21 protein-coding genes, 3 pseudogenes and 1 riboswitch are annotated in these 24,125 nt (G+C 58.9%); of the genes and pseudogenes, 6 read left to right on the forward strand and 18 right to left on the reverse strand.

From position 1 onward, the window contains the following. Nucleotides 1-121 precede the first annotated feature (121 nt). From NO934_RS20395 to NO934_RS20735, 3 genes and pseudogenes are all read left to right on the forward strand, one after another. Nucleotides 122-1,648: an NAD(P)-binding domain-containing protein gene (locus tag NO934_RS20395; protein WP_309164071.1), complete on the forward strand. Its 1,527-nt coding sequence runs from the start codon at nucleotides 122-124 to the stop codon at nucleotides 1,646-1,648. Between the two features lie 20 nt (nucleotides 1,649-1,668). After that, nucleotides 1,669-1,851 (forward strand): hypothetical protein, encoded by a 183-nt coding sequence (locus NO934_RS20400; RefSeq protein WP_309164072.1) that lies wholly within the window; start codon nucleotides 1,669-1,671, stop codon nucleotides 1,849-1,851. A gap of 299 nt (nucleotides 1,852-2,150) precedes the next feature. Continuing rightward, nucleotides 2,151-2,234, forward strand: a pseudogene (locus NO934_RS20735) (integrase); the annotation flags it as partial. Here NO934_RS20735 and NO934_RS20405 read toward each other — a convergent pair. From NO934_RS20405 to nhaA, 9 genes are all read right to left on the reverse strand, one after another. After that, a complete protein-coding gene (locus tag NO934_RS20405; protein WP_309164073.1) occupies nucleotides 2,216-2,776 on the reverse strand; it encodes an FUSC family protein in 561 nt (186 codons plus the stop codon). The pseudogene NO934_RS20735 and the gene NO934_RS20405 sit on opposite strands and share 19 nt — an antisense overlap. A gap of 306 nt (nucleotides 2,777-3,082) precedes the next feature. Continuing rightward, nucleotides 3,083-4,294: a sensor histidine kinase gene (locus NO934_RS20410; RefSeq protein ID WP_309164075.1), complete on the reverse strand. Its 1,212-nt coding sequence runs from the start codon at nucleotides 4,292-4,294 to the stop codon at nucleotides 3,083-3,085. A 315-nt stretch (nucleotides 4,295-4,609) separates the two neighbouring features. Beyond that, a complete protein-coding gene (locus NO934_RS20415) occupies nucleotides 4,610-5,821 on the reverse strand; it encodes a cyclopropane-fatty-acyl-phospholipid synthase family protein (RefSeq protein WP_309164076.1) in 1,212 nt (403 codons plus the stop codon). 173 nt (nucleotides 5,822-5,994) lie between these two features. Next, a complete protein-coding gene (locus tag NO934_RS20420; RefSeq protein ID WP_309164077.1) occupies nucleotides 5,995-6,546 on the reverse strand; it encodes a hypothetical protein in 552 nt (183 codons plus the stop codon). Between the two features lie 379 nt (nucleotides 6,547-6,925). Beyond that, a complete protein-coding gene (locus tag NO934_RS20425; RefSeq protein WP_309164078.1) occupies nucleotides 6,926-7,201 on the reverse strand; it encodes a DUF1488 family protein in 276 nt (91 codons plus the stop codon). A gap of 200 nt (nucleotides 7,202-7,401) precedes the next feature. After that, nucleotides 7,402-7,653 carry a hypothetical protein gene (locus NO934_RS20430; RefSeq protein ID WP_309164079.1) on the reverse strand — a complete coding sequence of 84 codons (252 nt, stop codon included), beginning with the start codon at nucleotides 7,651-7,653 and terminating at the stop codon, nucleotides 7,402-7,404. A gap of 242 nt (nucleotides 7,654-7,895) precedes the next feature. After that, complete coding sequence (locus NO934_RS20435; protein ID WP_309164080.1) at nucleotides 7,896-8,102, reverse strand: cold-shock protein; 207 nt, start codon at nucleotides 8,100-8,102, stop codon at nucleotides 7,896-7,898. Between the two features lie 155 nt (nucleotides 8,103-8,257). Next, nucleotides 8,258-8,611 (reverse strand): hypothetical protein, encoded by a 354-nt coding sequence (locus tag NO934_RS20440; RefSeq protein WP_309164081.1) that lies wholly within the window; start codon nucleotides 8,609-8,611, stop codon nucleotides 8,258-8,260. A gap of 264 nt (nucleotides 8,612-8,875) precedes the next feature. Further along, the gene (gene nhaA, locus NO934_RS20445) at nucleotides 8,876-10,195 is read right to left on the reverse strand and encodes a Na+/H+ antiporter NhaA (protein WP_309164082.1); all 1,320 of its coding nucleotides are present in this window, start codon (nucleotides 10,193-10,195) and stop codon (nucleotides 8,876-8,878) included. A gap of 412 nt (nucleotides 10,196-10,607) precedes the next feature. Between nhaA and NO934_RS20450 the strand changes: the two genes are divergently transcribed. Further along, nucleotides 10,608-11,096 carry an HXXEE domain-containing protein gene (locus NO934_RS20450; protein ID WP_309164084.1) on the forward strand — a complete coding sequence of 163 codons (489 nt, stop codon included), beginning with the start codon at nucleotides 10,608-10,610 and terminating at the stop codon, nucleotides 11,094-11,096. Nucleotides 11,097-12,125: 1,029 nt separating this feature from the next. Next, a riboswitch (ZMP/ZTP riboswitch) is annotated at nucleotides 12,126-12,207 on the forward strand. Nucleotides 12,208-12,424: 217 nt separating this feature from the next. On the opposite strand, the gene NO934_RS20455 is transcribed toward NO934_RS20450, so the two are convergent. Then, nucleotides 12,425-13,185, reverse strand: a protein-coding gene (locus NO934_RS20455; protein ID WP_309164085.1) for an IS5 family transposase whose coding sequence is annotated in 2 segments (ribosomal slippage) — nucleotides 12,425-12,858 and nucleotides 12,858-13,185 — 762 coding nt in all. Because the reading frame shifts where the segments join, the coding sequence is not laid out codon by codon here. A gap of 121 nt (nucleotides 13,186-13,306) precedes the next feature. Here NO934_RS20455 and NO934_RS20460 point away from each other — a divergent pair. After that, complete coding sequence (locus NO934_RS20460; RefSeq protein ID WP_375143309.1) at nucleotides 13,307-13,789, forward strand: DJ-1/PfpI family protein; 483 nt, start codon at nucleotides 13,307-13,309, stop codon at nucleotides 13,787-13,789. After that, complete coding sequence (locus NO934_RS20465; protein ID WP_309164088.1) at nucleotides 13,761-14,303, forward strand: SRPBCC domain-containing protein; 543 nt, start codon at nucleotides 13,761-13,763, stop codon at nucleotides 14,301-14,303. The genes NO934_RS20460 and NO934_RS20465 overlap by 29 nt, the downstream gene beginning before the upstream one ends. 114 nt (nucleotides 14,304-14,417) lie before the next feature. Here NO934_RS20465 and NO934_RS20470 read toward each other — a convergent pair. The 8 genes and pseudogenes from NO934_RS20470 to NO934_RS20500 form a co-directional block, all read right to left on the reverse strand. After that, nucleotides 14,418-14,609 (reverse strand): annotated as a pseudogene (locus NO934_RS20470) (ATP-binding protein); the annotation flags it as partial. Between the two features lie 115 nt (nucleotides 14,610-14,724). Then, nucleotides 14,725-15,129 (reverse strand): GFA family protein, encoded by a 405-nt coding sequence (locus tag NO934_RS20475; RefSeq protein ID WP_309164089.1) that lies wholly within the window; start codon nucleotides 15,127-15,129, stop codon nucleotides 14,725-14,727. Beyond that, a complete protein-coding gene (locus tag NO934_RS20480; RefSeq protein ID WP_309164090.1) occupies nucleotides 15,126-15,599 on the reverse strand; it encodes an SRPBCC domain-containing protein in 474 nt (157 codons plus the stop codon). The genes NO934_RS20475 and NO934_RS20480 overlap by 4 nt, the downstream gene beginning before the upstream one ends. Continuing rightward, complete coding sequence (locus NO934_RS20485; RefSeq protein WP_309164091.1) at nucleotides 15,589-15,933, reverse strand: metalloregulator ArsR/SmtB family transcription factor; 345 nt, start codon at nucleotides 15,931-15,933, stop codon at nucleotides 15,589-15,591. The genes NO934_RS20480 and NO934_RS20485 overlap by 11 nt, the downstream gene beginning before the upstream one ends. A gap of 208 nt (nucleotides 15,934-16,141) precedes the next feature. Beyond that, the gene (locus NO934_RS20490; RefSeq protein WP_309164093.1) at nucleotides 16,142-16,696 is read right to left on the reverse strand and encodes an AAA family ATPase; all 555 of its coding nucleotides are present in this window, start codon (nucleotides 16,694-16,696) and stop codon (nucleotides 16,142-16,144) included. 209 nt (nucleotides 16,697-16,905) lie between these two features. After that, nucleotides 16,906-17,142, reverse strand: a pseudogene (locus NO934_RS20740) (hypothetical protein); the annotation flags it as partial. Between the two features lie 212 nt (nucleotides 17,143-17,354). Next, nucleotides 17,355-18,122 (reverse strand): MerR family transcriptional regulator, encoded by a 768-nt coding sequence (locus NO934_RS20495; protein ID WP_309164095.1) that lies wholly within the window; start codon nucleotides 18,120-18,122, stop codon nucleotides 17,355-17,357. 1,118 nt (nucleotides 18,123-19,240) lie between these two features. Beyond that, the gene (locus NO934_RS20500) at nucleotides 19,241-24,034 is read right to left on the reverse strand and encodes a cadherin-like beta sandwich domain-containing protein (RefSeq protein WP_309164096.1); all 4,794 of its coding nucleotides are present in this window, start codon (nucleotides 24,032-24,034) and stop codon (nucleotides 19,241-19,243) included. Nucleotides 24,035-24,125: the final 91 nt, after the last annotated feature.

Raw genomic sequence — 24,125 nt, forward strand, 5'->3', positions numbered from 1 at the left:
CCCCCAATCGGCTCACCAGTTTAGCAATTTTTTAGGGAGCTGGGCATGCCGCTTAGGAAGGATTTAGGAAACGCGCGCCGGCGGGTGGAGTAACAGCGGGCCAACAAGGAAAGGACCCGCTATGACCATCATCCAACATCCTGATGCCGTCGCCGTGATCGGCGCCGGTCCTGCCGGCCTGGTGACTGCCCGCTGGATTTCCGCCCAGGGTTTCGAGCCCGTTCTGTTCGAGGCCGCAGCACAGGCGGGTGGCCAGTGGAATGCGGCTTCGCCTCTCAGCGCAACCTGGCGCGGCATGCGCACCAATACAAGCCGCGTGATGTCTGCTTTCTCCGATCTCGACCATGCTGAGGGGACGCCCGTCTATCCCAGACAAGAAGATATGCTCGATTACCTCCAAACCTACGCGGCTCGGTTCGGGCTTAGCGAGCGCATCCGCTGGCGCACGCGCGTCGAACGGCTGGAAAAAGCCGGCGGTGCTTATCTGGTCACGTCGCGCGGGGAGGGGGGACGCACCGTGGAACGCTTCGCGCGCGTGGTGGTGGCGACGGGCCGCTACATTGCGCCGAGCTTTCCCGAAATCCCTGGGTGCGGTGGCTTTACCGGCGTGCTTGGTGCTTCGCACACGGCGCGCTACGACGGAGGTTCCGTCTACCGCGACCGCGACGTGCTGGTTGCCGGATGCTCGATCAGTGCGCTCGAGATCGCGTCGGATCTCGCTCTTTCCGGTGCGCGTAGCGTGACGGCCTGCTACCGGCGGCAGCGCTACATCCTTCCGAAGTTGATCGCCGGGGTCCCGACCGACCACGTGATGTTCACGCGCGCCGCAGCCCTTGCAGGCGAAGTTCTGCCGCCGGAGGCGCTCGCGGCCGGGTTGAAGGCCAAGGTAACAGCGGTGGCGGGCACGCCCGACCAGTTTGGCGCAATGCGGCCGGACGACAATATCTTTGCTGCGGGAATCTCCCAAGCCCATGCCTTCCTGCCGCTGGTCGCCGAGGGGCGTATCGCGGTTCGCCCGTGGATCGAGCGCATCGAGGACCGATTGGTTCATTTTGCCGATGGCAGCGCCAGGGAATTCGACGCGATCCTGTTCGGCACGGGATACCGACTGTCGCTCCCCTTCCTTTCCGAGGACATTGCAGCCGCCCTCGGGCTCAACGAGACCCAGATCGATCTCTGCGACCATACCTTTCATCCGGATCTGGATGGCCTGGCATTCGTGGGGTTCTATGATCTCGTCGGACCGGCCTTCCCGGTACTGGAACTGCAGGCGCGCTGGATCGCCTATGCATGGGGTGGCGCGGTGGCGATGCTAGGGCTTGAGGCCCTGCAGGAGCGGTTGGCCGAGGCGCGTGCACGGCGTAATGGCCCGAAGGCTGTTGCCATGCACGAGATGGCGCTGCTCTTCGCGCGCAATGCCAACGTGGAGCCTGACCGCAGCCGTTGGCCGGAGCTGGAGCGCGCGCTTCTTTTCGGGCCGCTCTCTCCCACGTCCTTCCGGCTCCAGGGGCCGGATAGCCTCGCGGATGCGCCGGCGCGCACACGCGCCGCAGCGGGAGCCTTCGGCGCAATCCGCTCCCCGGAGCTCTCCCAGGAAGAGCGTGCGCTGCGAGACCTTTTCGGCCGCCCGGCAACCCGCGTCGCCTGAGAGAACCAAGGAGAGCAAAGATGATCCCCGCTGCCACTCCTGCCATCGCCGCCCGCCAGCTAAAGCTCGCGGGACTGTGGCTCCTGATCGACTTGTCGCTCGGCATCTTCATGTCCAGCCAGCGGATGCCGAATGACGGCTTTCTCCGTTTCCTCGACAGAACCGGACGGCCCGGTTCTGGCCCCCAAACTGCCTCCTGGTGAAACGGAACGAGAGGCAGGTTTCGGGCAATCGTTAGATTGTTCCTGAACGGCTGAGATGGGGGCGTTCGCTGAACGGCAGGTTTCTACGGCTCGCGGCCAGAACCGTCGGTGCGGTATCGCCCCTCAAGTTGCCGGACAGCTAAGCGCCACCGAGTCGGTATTAGAAGTGTATTGAGCTTTCCCAAAAGCGGACGAACTTTGACCCTTGAGGTATCTGGGTCCCGCACAAGCAGGCGTCAGGTGGGAATGGAGTTAACAACGACGCCTCGCATGACCGATCACCTCAAGCGCGCCGAAGCCGGACCAAAGGGGCCATGATCTACAAGGCCACTGGCAACTTGCGCGCCATCGAGACCCTACTTGGTCAAACCAAGATCCGATCCGTCCGCACAAGCAGGCGATCAAGAACGCTCACAACGACGGCCGCAATGATCGCACCTATGATGGTGAGGCCCGCACGCTGCAGAAACGCGAAAGCGGGATCGGATGAGCCCAGGGCACTGCCTACCAACGAGATCATGATGGAGGCGGCGTCCTGATACACCATGGTATTGAGCCGCCCAGTCATCATCTTGTGCGACAAAAACAGGACGATGAGGAAGGTGAGACTCAGCAGCACCACCAAATGGCCGCTGAACGTTAGCGCACCGAGAATGATCAGGGACAGGCATCCAAGAATCACAGCGAAACTGCGCTGGCCCACTTCGCGCCAGATTTCCCCCCGGGTCGTGAAGACGAGAATGAACATGCCGGCAATGCCGAGCATGACATTGCCGAAATCGAGGATGGTGTAGAGGTAGAGCGAAAAGGCCAGCATCACCCCGGCGCGAATGAGGGCGCGCGTCACCCGGCCCTGCTCGGGCGCGGGAACATAATGATCGACATGGATTTCGGTGGTTTTGACCGGCAGATGGCGGTCTGTCATGCGGCTGATCTTTCCTGGCGGACAGGCTTGCGACCTGTACCACTTCGCTGCACCGACGGCTGCTTTCGGAAACCACTAAAGGCTCTTGAAGGTCCGAGGGGGGCGGAGTCCGAACGGCGGCTTTCCAAAACTCCTCGCGAAACCGGTCCGTCCGGTACGGCCCCGAGATTGCCGATGAAGCGCACTGCGGTGGTGGCCGATGTGGGGTGGGGAGCAGAACGGCGGCTTTTGCTGAAAACGGGAGACCAGCAGACATAGCCAGCTCCGATTCACGACCACCGAATGTGTTTCACATCCTGTCGCGCTTTACGGAGACTGAGTGTCGTTAGAGCCATCTCGACCGTGGTGGACGAAATGCTTTGGTAGAACTGCGGAAAAGGTTGTGCCGCGTTCTCTGGTTGAGTCCACTGAAATTGTACCACCATGCGCGGCAACTATTTTTTGCGCAATAAAAAGACCTAAACCAAGATGGGTCGATCCAGCGCGTTCCGCGGCATCATGCTTACCACGCGTCAGGGAACTGAAAATTGTTTTCTGCGTGCCGAGAGGAATAGGGTCGCCCTCGTTATGCACCGATAACAGAACCTCTTCTCCCTGGCCGGCGACCGTCACAGTAATGGCGCCGCCGCTGGGACTGTATTCAAGTGCGTTTCCAATTAGGTTTGAAAGCACTTGGCCCATTTTTGGCCTGTCCCAGGTGCCTTCGGTATCACCCGTGACACTAATGACGATCTGGGTCCTCTCGGAGAGCGTGCGCGCTTCTTCGACGAGTTGCCTACCAACCTCACCCATGCTCATGGGTGTCGGCACCAGCGCCATTTCCGAATTGAAGGCTGATCGTGTCACTTCAAGGAGGTCGTCAAGAATAGACGTCGCTCGTCCCATCGCCTTGGCAATGTGTTCTGAGATCATGCTGCCTTGAGCGTCGGCTAATCCATGCGTGACGATCCTTTGAGCCCCCGTTTGGGCGGCCATGATCGGATTTCGCAGATCGTGTCCCAACACGCCGAGGAACAGATCGCGGGATTGATTGACCATCGTGGTGTACTCGGCAACCGATTCCGCCAGAGCCTGATCGATGGCTTCATTGAAACGCGTAACATCCTCAAGGTCGGTTGCGTGGGCAACCTGGCTGGCGGCCGACCAGAGCTTTACCACGCTGGCCCGCAATGCACGATATTCCGCGACCATCTGATCGATGCTGAACCCATCAGATAATCTTAGCGAGGCATGCAGTTCTGCGGCACTCTTGGTGAACTCGCCGCCTTCGACACCAAGTCCACGGGATTTTTGAACCTGCTCATTTTCTGACTGGGGAGTTTCCAGGTCATCCGCGATGAACTCGAGAAGTTCTACGATATGGTCCTTGAGGGCCAACTCCGTCATATCGTTGCTGGCTGGAGTCCGCGTTTGCGCAAATCTCACCCACTCTGCGACGATAGGCTCGGCATTTTCGCGGATGAAATCCGCTAGTCGCGTTGGCTTCGCCGGGGAAGTCGCGGCGCGTGAGTCCGTCATGGTAGATCACCTCTCAAAATGAAGGTGCGCTGTGGCAATATGCGGAGACAGTTCAGTGACGGTGTGCCTGTGCTTTTTTTGGTTCACGGGAAGCATAGTGAAAAAAGGTGTGTGCTGCCAGTGCTCCGAGAACTGCCTTCCTGGGCGCGTTGAAACCGCTTTCTCGACTGACATGGAGCGAAACCGGAAGCGTCACATCTTGATGGATGCGGACCGGCAGGTCCTGGCTCAATAGGACGTTTGATTTATCGTACACCAGCTAGCGCGCGGTCTTGCGTCATTTCGACAGGCTTGGTCGGGCCAATGGTCTGCATCTCAAGCCGGCCGCTCGACGGTGACCTGCGTCACGTCGCAGTTGCCGCTCGCGAATGTTGCGGCGCAGGAGGTGAGATAGAGGTTCCACGTTCGCCGGAACCGCTCGTCGAAACCTTGGCCAGCGATCCTGGACCAGTTGTCGGTAAACGACTCGTGCCAGCGGCGGAGCGTCTGGCTGTAGCTCTCACCGAACTCGACCGAGCGGACGAACCGAAGGCCGGCGCGTTCGAACTCGGCGAGGAGTGCCTTGCGCGAAGGCAGCATGCCGCCGGGAAAGATGTATTTCTGGATGAAGTCGACGCCGCGGCGGTAGGCCTCCCAGCGGCGGTCCAGAACGGTGATGATCTGCAACGTCGCTCTACGTCCCGGGTTCAACCGCTCGCGGACGGTATCGAAGTAGACCGGCCAATAGCGCTCGCCCACCGCCTCGAACATTTCGATCGAGGCAATACCGTCATAGCGGCCGCGCTCGTCGCGGTAGTCCTGGAGCCTGATCTCGACCCGGTCGTCTAGGCCCGCGCGCCGGACCCGCTCCCGGGCGTAGTCGTGCTGCGCCTGGCTGATGGTGATCCCGGTGACACGCAGCCCGCGTTCGGCTGCGGCGTACTCGGCAAAGCCGCCCCAGCCGCAGCCGATCTCCAGTACGTGGTCGCCCGGCTCGGCACCCATCTCATTGATCAGGTTCGCATACTTGGCCTTCTGTGCCGCCTCAAGGCTCTCCTGCCCCGTCGCGAACATCGCCGACGAATAGGTCATCGTCTCGTCCAGCCAAAGCCGATAGAAGTCGTTGCCGAGGTCGTAATGGGCGGCGATATTGCGCCGCGCCTGCCACCGCGTGTTGCCGCGGAATGCATGCCGTATCCGTTCGAACAGCCGGAGCAGACCCATACCCGGAAAGCCATCGTAGATGTCGCCGCCGGCGGAGTGGACGAGGTCCATGAAAGCCTGCAGATCCGGCGTCGACCAGCCGCCATCCAGATAGGCCTCCGAAAATCCCAGGCTTCCCTCGCGGATCAGCCGTGCGAAGACGTCGGGATCGTGCACGTGCAACTCCGCCACCGGCCCCGGCCGCGCGCCGTCCGCGCGGAACCGGCGACCGTCGGGCAGCACGACGTTGAGCCGCCCCGCATCCATGCCGCAGGCGCTCGCGAAGACCGGCGCGAAGTAGCGCGGCAGGTTGCTCTGTCCCTCGGTCGTCGTCAGCGCCTTCACCTAGCCTCTCCCTCGTTTTCTGGGCAGGTTAGACGGGCGGTCCGGTCTCGGGCAACCCTTTCCGCGCCAGCCCCGTCTTCACCTGGCGGACCGGGGTCATATGCTCCCCACTTTTTGACCAGCTTAGTGTGGTTGCGCCCGCCGCCAATCACTGATCGCCTGGTGAAGCCTGCTCACCTTGTCCGCGAAGGGCCAGCCGTTGCGGCGGTTACTCGGTCGTAGTGTAGCCGTTCACCGATGTTAAGCGTGCTCCAGCCGGCACGCTCCACGGCATCGCCTGTTACGTGCAAATCCACACCATCACCGCTCGGCGTGACGATGCCGGACCCCCCGCAAAGCGTTGAAGAATCTAACCGCACAGGGTTGCCATCGGCAGCCTCCGCAGCAGTCAGGTCGTCGAGGGACGTGGGCCACACCTTTTGAGAGCTGGGCGGCTGGGGGCCTCCCTCGTTTTCCCAATTCTCGTTGGCAAGATCGCGTAACTGCTCCGCCTTCCTTGCGACCGGTGGCAACCCTTGACGTTCCATCCAGTTTCTCACCACGCGCGCGGCTTCAACTTTCGTGCGTCCGGTTTGCAGACCCACCGCCTCAGCCAGGTCCATCTCAGTTTCAATCGTGCCGATGTCGATGTCAGAAAGGTTGGGCCACTCCGTCAACAACTCGTTTCGAAGGGCAGATTTTGCCACGATGGACCGCATGGGCCCATTCAGATCGTACTTGAACACGGAAATGCTCCGGGCGAGAACGGACAGCGAAACCGCTTGCACCGGAGTTCCCGGGCGAAATCTACGCTCAAGCCAATCTTATATGTGAGGACTCCGCGGGCCCAATACAATGCAGGGACGTTAACCAAGTTCGAGAAACGCCACATAGCCCGGTTGCCAACGGCAAGCGACGAGCCCAGCGAACGCAGAGCGGGGGCCACGCCACCAGCAACTACAGGAACGCGGTCCATCAAAGCACAGGCTGGCACAAATCTGGCCGAGTCGTCAGCCTGGTCCGTAGAAGAGGCAACGGGTTGCGCGTCTGCAAGTATGACGGGTGTTCCATCCAGCCCGGGGGGAAGGCCTGTTCTTGAGCGTTTCATCGCCACCGAGGCCCGCTCTATCGAAAATCGGCGGCCGTCAAGATGTAGGATGCGCGACGGCTGTTGGTGTAAGCTTCACGCGCAACCTCCAATATGGACGAGCGTAACGTGTCGAAAGCTGCGAGCGAACGGGTCTCGAGGGTCTGGGAAGCATTCAGGTCGGTCTCGAACTCGGCCAAGGCGTCGACTTCAACGAAAAACTGCACCTCGAACACGCCATCATGGCCCGTGAATCCAACGGCGTTGCGCGATTTCTGAAAATCGCGGCTGGGATTCGGGAACGTCAGTGACATAGTGGCGTCCTCACAAGGTTGACCAACGCGAAATGCTGCTTGGCTTGGCCGATAACGACTGCAGGCGCACTGCCGCGATCATCGAATGCCTTCGCAAAGCGGGGATAGGCTCCCGCATTGAACCGGACCTTCGGGACGACCCGCATGGGGAAAGGAATGACTTTGCTGTACGTGGTCATGGGCTTCATCCTTTGTTGGATTCAAACTCTCGGCAGCGGATAGGCGTCGTCTGCGTAAAGCTCGGTAATCTGGTCGGCCCCAAAGCGGTGCTGCGCGGTCTCAATTATGGCGTCAGCCATAAGTTCAGGCGGCATTTGTTCGATGGCATAGCGGAGTGCCTCCGCGGTGGTATCAAAGCGATGATAGCCAATAGTGCGCAAGCGTCTGGAGCGTTTGCCCGGGTAGAGCTCGGCCCTCGCAGCGTAATCGAAATCGACGACGGTGGTCTTCATGGTCTTTGCTCCAACTCATGTCGGGTCCCTCGACGCCATCCTCTTTTGAAGGCGCGCCGTTTTCTGAATGGTCCGCAGTGAACGTTCACGATCCTTGAGGACCTGGCGAATTGCTGCGAAGCGTCTGCTTTTCTCTGTGATCGAAATTGACCGGAATTGGCTTTCGGTGGCCTCGAGAGGTGTCTGTGTCATTCGGACTTGCCTTGGAGGCCGGGACCGCACGGCGGTCCCGGCAATAGGATTTAAACAAGCTGCAGCTTGACTGCCGAAGCCTTGCCGTCGCGTCCGCTCTCCAGTGAATAGGTGACGGCCTGTCCTTCAGCGAGACCGGAAAGGCTGGCGCGCTCTACTGCGGAAATGTGGACGAAGGCGTCTTTGCTGCCGTCAGACGGTGTAATGAAGCCGAAGCCTTTGGTGGCGTTGAAGAATTTGACGGTGCCGTTAATCACGTGAGTATCTTTTCGTGTGGCCCGGTCCGATAGGGACGGACGGGCGTGTTTTCGGCCCGCAACACGCGGTCGGGTTAAAACGTTCGCAAAATCAGGAGATGGTCCTGTGCCGACGAACGGCAGCGGGAAAGCCAGTGATCGGCTGAAACCGTACTTTAGTATATTGGGACGCTGCCATCGAAAAAACAAGGCCCGACGGCCAATATCTGTGGCGTGCGCTCGTCATAGCGACGGGGGACCAAGTCCATTTTCGGCTTAAGTGCTGCTTCTTTGGAGGCAGGCGAAGGTGAACGCTGGTTCTGGTGTTCGAGCCATTCGTGTACGTCGGTCTCCGATTGCGTCGCCGATATGCTGCTGCGTACCCGTACCATCGCAGCAAGCTGCGCTTCCGAAGCGATCATCGTTAAATCCAGCGGCGTGAGGAATGCCCAGCGTGCGCGTGCACTATTGCGAAGCTTCGTCTTCCGCTTGGACGCATCCAACGGTTCTCCGGCTTGATAGGCAAACATTGAAGTTACTCCCGCGAGAGCGGGTGAGCAAAGCGTTCTGAAGGGCCAAGATAGTCGTTCGGCCCAAGCCTGCGCTCTCTTCACTGAAATGGTGCATGTCGAGCTCTTTAACAAGGCAGCACACTTGTCCTATCCGGCGACCCAGGGTCCGGCACCTCTCACGGCGTCGGTTCATTCGGTCGAACGGCGTCGCTGTCCGGGTGGACACACCTGGGCCAGCAAAGCTATTGATCTTAGCCTACCGGACCAGAGCTCCTGTGCCGATCAAGGTGTTCGTTGCCGCAATGTCAGCAAGACCAGTATCGTCAGCCCGATCGCGGCGGAAAGGACGGAGCCAGTTAGGATACCAAGCTTCGCGGCATCGAGCACTTCTGGGGCATATGCGCGCCCGGCGATAAACAATGACATGGTAAAACCTATGCCGGTCAGGAAAGCTCCGGCCGCCAGGAACGCCCAGCTTAAGCTCGACGCGCGATCGGCCAGACCCAAACGCACGGCAAGCCAACTGAAAACGAAGACACCAATCGGCTTCCCAAGAGCCAGACCTGCAATAATCGCCAGAGAGACCGGTTGGCCGACATCCGCACCAGTGATGGCCACGCCGGCGTTGGCTAATGCAAAGATCGGCATGATGGCAAAGCCCACCCAAGGATGAAGCATCATCTCAAGTCTTTCGACCGGCGAAAGCGCCTCCCTCACCGCCGTGCCGGCTTGACGGAGGTCGTGCCGATCCTCGGTGTCGCCGCTCCAGCCCCCGCCCTCCGGATAGGCGAGTACGCGGCCCAAAATCGCGCGCAGACGCGTGTCGTTCACCCACACGCGCGCCGGCGTCATCAGGCCGAGGACCACGCCAGTGATTGTCGCATGGACGCCCGACGCATCGAAACAGAGCCATACTACCCCGCCCAACAAGAAGTAGATGGGAACGCTTCTAATTCCAAGGCGGGCGGCGCCTGCAACCACGCCAAGTCCCAGCAAGCTGAAACCAAGGGCAACCCAATTCAAGGCGTTACCGTAGGCGACTGCTACCACCAGTATCGCTCCTACATCATCGAAGATCGCCAGCGATAATAGAAACAGGCGCATGGTCGGTGGGATACGGGAGCCAAAGAGCGCCAGGCACCCGATCACGAAAGCCGTGTCGGTTGCCATGACGGTCCCCCATCCTTCCATCACCGGCGTGCCAGCCGTGATGGTCAGATAGATGCCTACGGGAACGACCATGCCCCCAAGGGCTGCTGCGAAGGGAAGAGCAGCCGTTCGTGGATTTCGTAGCTCGCCGTGAACGATTTCCCGCTTGAGCTCGAGCGCGATCACAAAGAAAAAGAACGTCATCAGCCCGTCGTTGATCCAGTGCTGCAGTGAACGGCTGAAATCGAGCGATCCGAAATGGAGACCGATTGGCATCTCCCAGAACGCGAAGAACTGAATTGACCAGGGCGAGTTTCCGAGGAGTAACGCGATGAGCACCGCAAGGAGCAACAGCCCGCCTGCCGCTGCCTCGATCTTGAGAAATCGCGCGAGTGGCTGTGTGAAGTGGTCCGCCATCTCGTGCGGCAGGTCCGTGCTCCGTGGATCGGTCATGGCACTTGGCTTCATCTATTATATGGCTGGCTTCCGGCACTGGTAGAGCACGCACCTTAGTCCGATTGAGCCGCAGTAGGAATGTCGGCTTCCTCGGACATTGATGCCGAAGCCGGCCAAACCGCTCCGGGCCCGGCCATAGCCGAAAGCCGGATGCCTTTCGAATGGCGGGTTTCGGCTCACAGGCAAACCAAGCTGAACGACCGATCTGGGGTCGATTGCCACCAGTCCGGTTCTGGTTTGTGGTCCATCGAAAGCGGACGTACGTTGATGGAGCTACCGTCAGGTCACCGGCCCGCCTGGGACAGCTGGTAAAGCCCTCCGGACCTTCACCGTAGAGCGTGTCCCCGCTCGGCGTTCTCATAGGCAGCCCGTGCGGAGCTTAGGTCACCTCAAGCGAAGACAGAACAACATGACTAATGAAAGAGCCACACGGTCATGGGCAGGCCTCACCGCCGTCCTGGCCTTGCACAATCTAGAAGAGTGGGCGCGTGATTTGCCGGCCTGGACTGCGATCCACACGCCTGTGCCAGAACTGGTACACGCCAGCCTTTACAGCGGCTTTACCTTTGGCCTGATTTTGGTGAGTGTCGTACCAGTCATTGTTGCAGTTGGCGCGCGTAGACTTGTCCCAAAGCATGAGCCGCTTCTCTTAGCCGTATTCGCATGGGTGCTGGTGGCAAACGCGACGTGGCATATAGCCCTGTCGCTGCTGTCGTGGACATTGATGCCCGGCCTGTTCACTTCCTTAGGGTTGCTGCTGCCAGTCTCCCTCAGGGTGATCTGGGCATCCCCCTCGCGGTATAGAAACGGATGGATCATCCTTTGGGCAGTGATCGTGATGATAGCCGTCACGCTGATTACTCTGATCTTGTCGGTTCTTGCCGTTACCTTTGGCTGACCTTCGGGCGTGCTTTGTTGAGTGACGTGCGCCCGCGAAGACAATCCTATCCGGGTCATCTGCGGACACATGCAGCAATCAGCTTTTACGATAGCTATGACACCAATCTTCCCGACCAGAAGACCCTTCTTCAAAGCCTGCTTTGCCTATCTGGTTTCTGGTCAAATATGCCCCTAAGCTGCCAGATGTGTAGCATCTGGCAAAGGCACTGAAGCATGATCAGTCTCCTCGGGCTCCATGGTTCCGCCGGCCACCCGGGCCTCATTGAGCCGTTCATCAAGAAACTTGCGCCCGAGCTGCCAAGCGCATGTCCAAGAGGAATGGTCGAGGATGGAGACGGCTACACCTTCTTCAAGCGGGGAATAGACAGAGCCATCCCGCCTCGTGAACTTGCAGCGCGCGCCAAAGAGAGCGTCGCTGCAGGTGGTTGTATCTCTAACTGCGGCTTGCGCGACGTCTTGATGGTTGGCTACTCGAGCGGCGCCATCTTTGCCACAGCCCTATTGGTCGTTGCTCCAGATCTGTTTGTCGGAGCCATTCTCTTGCGGCCGCAACCAGTCCCCGACGAGTGGCGTTGCCGACGCTTGCCCGCAAGCCGGTGCTGATCATTTCTGGTGAACACGACAAGAGGCGGAAGCCGCGTGATGGCTACGTGTTGGCCGAGCAGCTATCGGGAGCAGGGGCAAGAGTAACCCATCATCATCTCGAAGCTGGTCATGGATGGGCCTCCAACCATCAGGATCTAGTGCTTTCCCGAGCTTGGATGCACCAAGAATTCAAGTTGGACGTTTGACGGTAGGAGGCCCGTTTCCGCTACCTCGGTCATGCCTTGAACCCGATCAGCTTCTGAGAAAGGCCAACACCGGTAGCTTTGTAGCCCTCCCATAGCCTCCTGCCACGGCTAATACCAAAAACGTCGAAGCACATCCGAAAGGCATGGATTAGGGGCCTGCGGCTCCTGATTGATCAGGTCCTGACGCTGCAAAGAACCATGCGTAGGTTGCGCTATTCCTCGAGTATGGCATAGTTCGGCTGCTGCGTGACTGGCGAACGAGATGGCTGACCATCGGGAAGCGTAGCCCTAGAGGTGCCGCTCGCCTGGGCAATTCACTCCTGAGATGGTGAAAGCCATGCACGTGACGATGCTCCTCTATCCTCGCTTAACGCAACTCGATTTGACCGGACCGTTTGAGGTCTTTGCCCGCTTTCCCGAGCTGAGGATCGATCTGGTTTTGGAAAGAGCGCACATCAGTTCGAGATGCCTTCGGCCTGGAGTTGCTTCCTACAAAAACGTTCGACCAGACGCCTAGGTTGTAGTGACGATTTAACTATCTGAGCCAGATGGTTATTGCTGCGATGAGAACGAAGCCTCGGAAGTTTGCGAGGAGCTTGTCGTAGCGTGTTGCGACGCGGCGGAACTGCTTGAGTTTGGCAAAGAAGCGCTCGATGAGGTTGCGTTCCTTGTAGAGGCGCCAGTCGCAAGCGTGAGGACGCCTCCGTTCGGGTCTTGGCGGAATGACCGCAATGGCTCCGGCATCGAGAATAGTATCGTGGAAGTGGTCGGCGTCGTAGGCGCGGTCGGCGATGACGTGGCGGGGTTTGAGACCGTCCAGCAGGTCCTTGCCGTAGATCACGTCACCCCGATGGCCGGGCGCCAGCACCAAGCGCACCGGCAGGCCGAGCGCATCGACAACGGCATGGATCTTGGTGCCTAGCCCGCCGCGTGAGCGGCCAAGACCCTGGGTGTCCGCTCCCCCCTTTTTCGCCGCGCTCCAGCGGCTTGGGGTTGGGCGCGGATGGAGGTGGAATCGATCGCGACCCAATCAAGGTCCGCCTCCTTGGCAAGCGCCTCGAACAGCTTTTCGAGCACGCCCATCTCAATCCAGCGGTAATACCGCCGCTTGGCGGTCTGATAGTTGCCGTAGCGTTCGGGCAGATCGCGCCAGCGCCCGCCCGAACGCGCCATCCAGATCAAGGCGTCAACAAAGCGCCGGTTGTTGGTGCGCGGTCCGCGCCGTCCCTTGCGGCCGCCCGGCACGAACGGCTCGATGCGAGCCCATTGCTCATCGTTGAGGGCATCGACATCCATAACTGACCTCCAAAAGCCAGCATGGAATCTGATTTGCTCTCAACGCGGAATCCCTAAATCGTCACTACAACCTAGAACGGATATCCTTTTTGTGCCGGGCGGTCCGGGTCAGCTCGACCTGATGAACGACGCTCAGACACTCCAATTTTTGCGCATCAAGGCGAGCGAAGCTCGCTTTGTGACATCGGTTTGCACTGGATCGTTGGTGCTTGCGGCGGCAGGTCTACTGCAAGGCTTCCGTTCAACCTGCCATTGGTTATCTCTGCCTCAGTTGGCTCGAATGGGAGCCATCCCGGTGCAAGAGCGCGTGGTGGTGGACCGTAGCCGCGTGACCGGAGCAGGCGTAACATCTGGGATCGATTTTGCCCTTGCGCTAACAGCGCAACTGTTTGGAGAAGAACGAGCACAGTTGGTGCAATTAGCAATGGAATATGATCCGCAACCGCCGTTCGTTGGAGGGTCAATCTCTACGGCTAAGGAGGCGCACATCGACCAACTGAAAGCCTTTTCCGCGGCCTTTCAAGAGCGTCGGGTGAACGCAGCAAGGCTGGCAGCAGAGCGTTGCGAACTGCGACTTGAAACCGGGCGCACTTGCGACAGCTGAGGCCCACAAGGCGGAGCGAGAGATCGTCGCAAGTTACTGGGCGGCGATCCAAGCCGAGGCATCGCAAGCCGACAAGGACCGATGGGCCGATGGCCGACACTTCACCTTCACGCGCCTGATCGCCCACTCGCGTGAGCTCGTCTGGGCGCACTGGATCATGCCGGACCTGCTGGCCGGCTGGTGGGCGCCCCCTTCGCTTAAGGTCGCAAAGTGCCTGATCGAGCCGGAGCCGGCAGGTTGCGTGGTGCTCGAATTCTATGGGTCGGGCGAACGCCACGTATCCAGGGGACAGGTGCTGTCCGCAGAGCGTCCTAAGCGGTTGATCTTCGATCTGACCTTGTTGAACCGCGCTGGCGCTGCAGCCTTCACCGCGCACTACGATCTGGCCCTTGCCGAACCTGGCGGTGACAAGTGCCAGTTGCAGCTGGACATGACAATAACCCAGACTACGGTCGAGGCGCTGCCCTTTATTGCCGGCATCGAAACGGGTTGGAACCGTGTCAATCGGCGTTGAAGTTTACCCCCTATCGGCGTCCAATTTTGACCCCCTAGTTTTGTGGAGCGGGCGAACCGGTGTAGCTGGTCGGGGTTGCGGAGGCGGTTTGCCCGCGGGACCTCTGAGGTGGCTTTATTCCCTGTTCTTGAATCGCCAGCTTTCGTTGCCGGTCTCGACGATATCGCAGTGATGTGTGAGCCGGTCGAGCAGCGCGGTGGTCATTTTTGCGTCACCGAATGCGGATGGCCATTCCCCAAAGGTGAGGTTGGTGGTGACGATGACCGAAGTCTGTTCATAGAGGCGGCTCACCAGATGGAAGAGAAATGGGGCGGGCTCCCGACCGACATAGGGGGGAGCGGACAGTCCGCTGCTGGCTTGTGAATTGAGCTGGCAGACATTTCAATCCCAAGTTGCGGAACGTCCGTGCCATCTGGGCGGCCTACAGATACGAGACAACAGCTGGTTCGAGTTCGGGCCGATCGTGCAATCCGTCCGAATACACCACAGGTAGCCGACCGAAATCATCTGGGCCAATGTCGAGCGTGGCAACGCAAACTGCTATCCCTGCTTCTTCGCCAGGGTCGCCGTTGATGATGCCGTGGGACTTGATCCCGCATTTCGAGCAGAAGCAATGGGTGATGGATTCGCTTCCGAAGCGATAAGGAGTGAGCCTGTCGGCCCCGGTAGTCAGCGCGAAATCGTTGGCGCTGACCAGTGCGATCCAGGTGCGAGACTTGGAGCAAATCGAACAATTGCAGCGGATGGTTGGCGCTGAAGGATCAACGCGTACTGTGAAGGTCACCGCACCGCAATGACAGGACCCGTGCATCTCAATTTTGCTCACGTCGCGGCCTCCTGGCTGTATTGTGTCGCAAGAACGAGACGATCGAGGCATTCCTTCCAGCCGCCGGCATGGCTGTCGCGCGTCTCGGGATCGACAAATCCCGACTGAATGAAAATAAGGCGAGTGCCGGGTCCATCGGCTTCGAACTTCACGGTCACCGTCGTTGCCGGTCCCCTCGCGCCGCCATCGTCAATCCAGCGAAAGCTAAAGCGGAGCTCCCTGGATTCTTCGATGTGGAGGAACTCGCCCTCCTGCCAAAAGACCCTGCCGTCCGGTGCTGTCATGCCGATACGCCAGCGCCGACCCTTCTCTACGTCCCAATCGACCGAATGGGCCTTAAACGGTTTGCCGGTATCATCCCTAGGACCCCACCAATCGGCGACGCGGGCAGGATCACTCCAAAGCACAAAGCACTTCTCCGGCGACAGCGATATCTGACGTTCCAGCCTGAGTGTGGTTTCAGTCGTCATAGTTCTGCTCCTTGTGGTGGCGGGCCTCCTGCTCTGCATGCGCGACAAAGCTGTCGAGCGTGCCGTCCCAGAAATGGGCATAGCCCTCGAGCCATTGGGAAAGTGCTTTGAACCCTGCCGGGTCGAGGCGGCAGGGACGTCGCTGTGCATCCTTACCTCTCACAATGAGCCGCGCACGTTCCAGCACCTTAAGGTGGGATGAGACCGTTGGCTGAGTAAGGTCGAAGAGCTCGACCAATTGTGAGACCGTTGCCTCGCCCTCGTTCAGACGGGCCAGGATGGCGCGACGTGAAGGGTCGGCAAGTGCGTTGAATGTGGTTTGCATATCGGGCATGAACATCGACTACCATCAATATAGATCGATCTCAATATAAAAAGTCGGAGATCGTGCTCAAGGGGTGCCGGAGCATGTCTGCTTGTGAATGAAGCTTTAACGGTGGCCAATGGCCCGGATGGGGGCGATTTCAGATCGACCGGATCGGGGTGGGTTCCAGACCGGCAGCTTGTGGCAAGAAAACTGCTGAAGCGGACGTCTCGCGAGCCTAAGCCAACCCAAGAACCGAGCCGGCTATTGCCACGCGTTGTGCCCGGGAACCCACGACCTCTACAATGCGTGGTCCGTCGTGCAGTAGTCCTAGATCGTCGTCGCGGAGCATGGTCTTGAGCCGCCGGTCTACGCGGCTGCGCAGTCGAGGATGTTCGATTTTGACCAAAATCTCGTCGGGAGACGAGAGCGGCACAAAGATGACAACATCAAGTTTGGCGAGCGCCTTGCTGATTTGAGCCAGTTCACGGCCGCTCGGAAGCCACTCAAAGCCCTCACTGGCGCTGACCACCTCAAGATATGCGAGAAAGTCGAGTGGGCAGCGGTCAAAGACTACGTCACGCCCCCCAGCGGAACCCATGATCAGTTTGCAGCTTTCAGAAAGCTGCTTTTCAAGATCACCTATCGTTGCTCCACCGGAAAATGGGAGACCTTGCTGGTCAAGGAGCCAATAGGGCTCAGCCACGCTTTCGTAGCCGGGATAAGCGGCCGCGAAGTCGTCGATGAATGTCGTCTTGCCGATGCCGTGTGTTCCCGTCACTGCAATGCGCATGGTGCCCCCCAGTACGGCATCTACGATGTCGATCTAGATCGAGTAACAGGTATATTGTGTCAATGCAGCCCGCCTTGCGCTCAGTCCCCCTGCGAGGTGGCTTCCAGCCTGACCGCTCTGGGTGGAGGAGATGGAAAAGCGGCGTTCAAGAGGTTACCACACTTCGACTGCAACGCGCCCAAGCGACACCAGCCAGTATTCGGAAACTGCTATCCCGCGCCATGCAACTGCATCCGGCAAGTCGTTACGCCGATAGCTTTATGTGACTGCGTACTTGCGCCCCGGAGTTTAAAGGCCGCCATTCCACCTTCCATAGTTTCGGTGATGGCCTTTCGCACCGCAGGCGTTTCGATCGCGCCATCCTCCTCAATTTCGATCCTCGCCGCGGAAACGGGGTCTGACGCGTTCGGGTCAAGACTAGGCGTAAGCGCTATGACCTTGTCTGCCCGCTGCTCGAAGGGGCATCTGAGGCGCGCCATGATCATTTCGCGCGGCGATCCCGATGGTCATTCGAAACGGCCTATTTTGGCCGCGCTTCTGGCCCTCGCCGCCGCCGCGATCCTGGTCGCCGTCTGCCTTCGATCCGCAGGAACCGCCAAGAGGTCTTCGTCGAAACGACTGAAAACCAAAGGGCCGCGGCAGAACCGCGGCCCTTCCTCTATGCCTGCTGCCGCGCAGTCCAGGCTTTCATCGCGGCAATGAGGAAGTCCGCAAAGCCCGGCGCGATCTTTTCGTACCGTGCGCGGAAGTCAGAGTGTTGATAGATGTCGGCGAGCCCAGCATAGGCTTCCGGCGGGCACGCCTGCCCCCACATGCGGGCAACCCACGCCCGGTGCCGTTCGATCAACGGTTCGAGCGTCCGATCGTCGGGCTCAATCCCTGCCTTCATCTGCGCGGCGAGCTCCTCTTCAATCGGCTTCAGGTCCGCCATTGCGTCGGCCATCGCGCCGTCGGGTTGGCCGGCCGAGCGGTCCTTCCCCGCTTCAATTCGTTCCTTCATAGCCTGCCCGTATTTTTCCTCTAGCCAGGCCTCGTATTCGTCCTGCTTTTTGGGGTCCACGACGCCCGAATACAGATCGTTATCTTTCATCACATGATCTCCTTTGATTTCGGCGATCGTGCGGTCGATCGTCCTGAGCATTTCGGCGAGCCGCTCCGCTTCCCCTGCCAACCGTTCGCGCTGGTTTTTCAACGCCTCCAGCCGGTCGAAAGCCGGATCGTCGAGGATGCCTCCGATCTCGGCGAGCGGGATGCCCAGCTCGCGATGGATCAGGATTTGCTGCAGCCGCAGCAACTCCTCCCGTCCGTAGTAGCGATAGCCGTTGTCGCCGACATGGGCGGGTTCGAGCAGGCCGATATCGTCATAGTGGTGCAGGGTACGGATCGAAACGCCCGCCAACTGCGCAACCTGTTTGACCGTATGCATGACTTTTCTCCCGCGCCGTTCCGCAGAACGTCTCGATAGTCCCTCACGCCACGTGAGGGTCAACACCTGCCCCGAGAAAAATCCTTGAATTCTAGCTGCCGCGGCAACTCCGCACATGGTCCCGCAAAGACTTGGTTCACAGTCACGGATGCGGACAATGCCGCGTTCTGCAAGCTGCTGCGCGAAGCCCATCCAAGTTTCGATTCAATCGAATTGAGTTCGGGCATCGCCTTTCTCGACCGCCGAAAGAGGGGCGGGAGCGTCTCGCCGAGACCGCCGCACCTTTAAACGAGAATGCGGGTCGGCTGCAAACGATTGCAGCTCATAGTTCGGTAAGAAGGGGGCGCCCAGAACACATGAATTTCTCGACATGTGGAGCGCCAATCTTTCCGCTACAGCAGGCAGCCTGACAAGGATTGGGCTCGGAATTAGCTTTCAAATTCATATTGCACGTCTGCTTGCTCGCCCAGGTCACCAAAAACCGCCAGTCCGAAAGCCACCTAAGTGGACGCGTGCCATCATGGGTTCGTCCAGCACGTGCATCCGGCCGAAATCACCGTTCTCGCCCATTCCTCGATCCATGTGTGCGCAGAGACGTCCCTACGCGATCGAAGGCGAACGCCGCCCCAACAGGTTCGTCGATGGCGTTCTAAAGTACCACCGCACTATGGGTACCACGCTGAACACATTATTCGACAGGGTTCCAGATAGATAGGTTGAGGAGTTCGCCCCTACCACGGCACAGATCAGTGAGAACCCAGGTCTCGCCGAAGAACTGGAGCGTCCCATACCGATCCCCGAGTGCAAACGCCTGCTGGCTGTGGTGGCGCAGCGCAAATATGTCGCGCTTGATAGGGCAGCGCTGACGCTATCGCACCTCGCAGGATTGTGTGCGGGAAATCGCCGGATTCATCCTGAGGGACGTATTTGAGGCCAATGGCGATGTTCGGGAACAGCTCGTGTTCGCGGCACCATCGCCAGGGGCTGGCACGAGCGGGTCGGTCATGAGCGAACGCCTGCGCCTCAGTCAGCGGTCACAGGCTGGCGCAAATGTATACCCCGCCGACACTGTCGCGAGGAGAAGAGCCTGCGTCATCGAGATCGTGTGAAGCGGGAAACTAGAACCTTCCTCCGAAGCCAAATCGCGCGCCAAGTGCTTCCGTCCCGCTCGCACTGTTTGAATAGCTCAGCCCCAGATCGATGGTCAATGCATTGGGTGTAGTAAGGGACGCACCGGTAGAAACCTGCGCGAACGCACTCGATCCATCAAGGGCAGAAACACCGCCCGTTAACCCCAGCCAGGGCGTGAAGACCGTGCCACCTTCAAGGGCGAAGCTGCGCGCGAGTTCCGCCCCAAAACTAGCCCGGAACTGTTCGATAGTGAACCCTCCGCTGCCGATGATCGCACCAAGTCCGTTCTCAACCTCATAGTTATGAACCGTCTCGTTGATATAAACGGCCCGCAGCCGTGGGGTCAGAGTGGTCAACTCATCGAGTTGCCACACACCGCTGATCGAGCTGTCTAACAGCAGGCGGCTGGTATCGAATGCCCCATCCCAGAACTCGGTATCGATGGTGTTTGACGATCCGCCAACGAGCAGGTTCGTATCCCAGAAGACACCATCTCCGATCTCGAACGACGCATAGGGACCGACATGCCAGCCCGAACCGCTCAGGAAAGTGTCGTTACCCATCGGGTCACGCATACGATCGTAGTTGAAGGAGAGGCCAACCAGAGCCTTGTCGTTGAGAAGATAATCGGCACCAACCGAGAGCAGCGCGAACGTTCCCCAGCGATGGGTGTCGTCTTCCCGATTGAAGGCCAGAACCTTTCCATCGATCCAGATATTGAAGGGATCGGGTTCGATATGGGCTAGCCCATCGGCGGCATTGATCGCGGTGTTGATCTGAGCCGTGCTGGTGGCAAAGGACAATTCAAATCCATTGCCGTTTGGCGTGAGATCACTTTGAATCGGAGCTCCACCGGCCTGCAACCGGCGACGTTCCAACAACGAAGGTACGTTGATATTGGACATCAGCAGGTTCATCCGTGCCTGGACAAATCCGCGCACTTCCCTGTCGATCTCACGTGCCACCTCCTGAGGATCGTAAGTGAGATTGTAGAACACCGACCCAACATTGGACTGCCCCAGTGCGCTGGTCAGCTGAAAATCGACTTTCACCTCTCCGGAGTAGCCAGGATTGGGCCTGAATTTGAGGTAGAACTGCAGCTCCGTTGGGCCTGAGGCCTGCGCATACTGACCGTGGACGATTTCTGCTATACCCGCATTGGATGGGGTAACCTCTACGATATCCGCTTTAACGAACGGGCCACCGGTGGCGTCTTCCGTGAGATCAACATTCTTGGGCGTCTCGCCCTCGGGAACATCCTGTTCTTTGTCTGCAACGGTCACCGCGCGTTTAGCGACGACCAACGTGTACTCGGCCGTTGCCGAATTGCCGCTGCCGTCATGAACACTGATTGTGAATGTGTATTCGCCCTCGGCGTCTTTAGCTAAGGGGCGGGCGGTCAACTGGCCCGTCGACGCATTGACCACCATGCCTTCGGGCAGTTCGCCGTCGACTAGGCTGAAGAGCAGATCCTCACTCGTGCCCACGATGGAGATATCGGCGGTATAGTCTTCGCCTGCCATTGCTTCGGAAAGTTCGCCTGGAGCTGGGTCGAAAACCAATTCTTCGGCCCGGGTAACTGCAACCGTATAGGTTCTGCTCGTCCCGTCTTGGGCTCTAGTTACGATCGCCACTGTGTTGGCGCCTATATCCAGACGGATGTCTTGTGATTGCGCGCCTGACGCCACCAATTCTCCGCCGACATTCACGGTCGCCGTTTCATCGTCCAGGGTAGGTGTGAACGCGATCTCGGTGACGTTGTTGTTTACGCGCAGCGAATACGCCGTCGTAGCGGCAGAAAACGCCGGTTCGAGTGTGCCTTGGCTGGCCGCAAGTGCCGAAAGGTCAGCATTGCTCGATTCGGCGCGATCTATTTTGACGGTGTAGGTCTGCGTGGAACCGTCTTCCGCCGTGACCACGATGGTCACGGTGTTGGTTCCTACGTCGAGACGGACGTTCTGCGAGGTTGCGTCGGAGGCGACCGCCTGGCCGTTCACAGTGACGCTTGCGGTGCCGTCATCGACGGTGGGCGTGAAGTTGATTTCGGTAACGTCGTTGCCGACAGCGACAGTATAGGCAAACGTGCTGGCGGCGAAGGCCGGAGCCAAAGTACCATCGCTAACAGTCAGACCAGCCAGATCGGAATTCGCCGAGGCGGCACGAGTGACGGTGACCGTATAGGTCTGGGTTGAGCCGTCCTCGGCCGTTACCACGATAGCCACCAGGTTCGCGCCGACATCGAGAGCGACATCCTGAGATGCCGCGCCGGACGTAACGGACTGCCCATTGATAGTTACGCTTGCGCTGGTCTCCTCGGCAGTTGGGGTGAAGACGATCTCGGTAATATCATTTCCAACATCGATGGCATAAGCGAATGTGCCCGGCGAGAAGCCGGGAGACACCGCGCCTTGGCTCGCCGCCAAACCAGACAGGTTGGAATTGTCGGATGCCGCGCGTGTGACCGTGACCGTATAGGTCTGAGTTGATTCGTCCTGAGCCGTCACCACGATGGTCACCGTGTTTGCGCCGACATCGAGACCGATATTCTGCGAGGTGGAACCGGACGTGACGGCCTGACCGTTGACAGTCACGCTTGCGGTGGTCTGTTCCACAGTTGGAATGAAGGCCATCTCGGTGACATCGTTCCCGACATCGACAGAATAGGCAAATGTCCCCGTGTCAAAATCTGGAGACAATGATCCGACGCTTGCTGACAAACCTGCGAGATCGGAATTGTGCGATGCGGCTCGCGTAACCGTGACCGTATAGGCCTTTGTCGTGCCGTCCTGAGCTGTCACCAGGACGGTGACTGTGTTTGCACCGACATCGAGGTCTATGGCCTGCGAGGAGGAACCGGACGCGAGGGCTTGGCCGTTTATGTTGACGGTCGCGGTATCGTCGTCAACGATAGGCGTAAACGAGATTGTGGTCACGTCATTGCCGACAGCCAGGGTGTATGAGGTGGTGTCCGCAGCGAATTCAGGACTTAGAGTTCCTGCGCTAGGGGCAAGCCCAGCCAAATCCGCGTTGCTCGATTCCGCGCGGGTTACCGTCACTTCGTAGATCTTTGTCGTGCCGTCCTGAGCTGTAGTCAGGACGGTAACTGTGTTTGCACCGACATCGAGGTCTATGGCCTGCGAGGCGGAACCGGAAGCGAGGGCTTGGCCGTTTATGCTGACGCTGGCAGTATCGTCGTCAACGGTGGGCGTAAACGAGATTGTGGCCACGTCATTTCCGACATCCAGCGTGTATGCAGTCGTGCCCGCAGCGAAATTCGGATTCAAAGTTCCTGTGCTGGGCGTAAGCCCGGCTAGGTTGGCATTGCTCGACTCAGCACGGTCTACCGCCACATGATACGTCTTCGTCGATCCGTCTTGAGCCGATACTATGATTGTGACTGTGTTGGTGCCAACGTCGAGATCTATGTCATGTGAGGCAGAGCCGGACGCAGTTGCCTGTCCATCAACGGTGACCGTGGCATTGTCTTCGTCCACGTTAGGTGTAAACGAGATTGTGGTCACGTCATTGCCGACAGCCAGCGTGTATGCGGTGGTGCCCGTAGAGAAATTCGGATTCAAAGTTCCTGTGCTGGGCGTAAGCCCGGCTAGGTTGGCATTGCTCGACTCGGCGCGGTCTACCGCCACATGATACGTTTTTGTGGAGCCGTCCTGAGCCGTTACCACAATCGAAACTGTGTTCGTGCCGACATCGAGGTCAATGTTGTGTGAAATCGAGCCGGATTCGACGGCTTGGCCGTTTATTGTCACTGTTGCGGTGCCGTCATCAGCGGTCGGAGTAAAGGCCAGCTCAGTTATCTCGTTCCCGACCTCCATGGTGTAGTTCGAGGTTCCAGCGGTGAACGTTGGATTCAGACTACCTGTGCTCGGGGCAAGGGCTGCCAAGTTGGCATTGCTGGACGGGCCCGCCGAAGGCGTCACGGCGTTGCTCGGAGCACTTTGCCCGCTGAAGGTAGTCGCGTTAAGCTTGGATACGACGGTGAACGTGTAAGATGTGCCATTGGTCAGACCTGGCACAGTAATGGGGCTACCGGCTCCCTCGATCTCGATGTCACCCGGGCTAGACGTGACAATGTAAGATATTGGCGCCGGACCCGACGTGGGCGCATCGAAACTGATGACTGCGTGCCCGTCACCTGCGGTGGCGCTGACGTTTTCAGGGGGCTGTGGTGCGTTCGGATTATCAACGCCGCCGCTTACATTCACTCGAAAGTCAACGGTTGCACCATACTCATAAGTTCCACAAAGGTTCGGCGAACCATTGTATTGCATGATCATACGGCCATACATGGTTCCATTATACGCGCTTGAAGGAATAGTTAGCGCGCCCGAAAAAGTTCTGAAAGTGGAAAATTCAACACCGCCGGAGTCATAAACCAACTCATTTACTGAATCGATCTCACCATCTTGGTTCAGGTCAAGCCAAACCTTGACATATTCTGTGTAAGGTTGCCCGTCAGTATGGACATCAACTTCAACCGTCGCACTGCTGCCGGCCTCCAGCGAGGCGATATTGCTTCCACTTGTATCGTAAAAACCGACGACCGGAATAGCGACGCTGTTTGGCCCAACCTGCAGGCGCGAGACCCACTCATAGAACTTATCAGCATTGGCACCTTCAGATGAGCACAGCGGAGACTGCGCCAAAACCGGAGAGGTGCCCGCCAGCAGAGAGAATATTGTCAAGAGCGCCAGCGCGGTGAGGAAAGTAAAGAACGAACCCACACGTCGCGTCAGGTTCGCGATACGCGAAATGTTAGTCATGAGCCCCAAGCCAAATATACATCTAGCGCTGCACCGCCGGGATGTCTGGACGCGCTATTCCAAACCGAGTCGTTCTGAATCGGGGCAGTTC

The organism is Pelagibacterium sp. H642 (genome assembly GCF_031202855.1).
Lineage (GTDB): Bacteria > Pseudomonadota > Alphaproteobacteria > Rhizobiales > Devosiaceae > Pelagibacterium.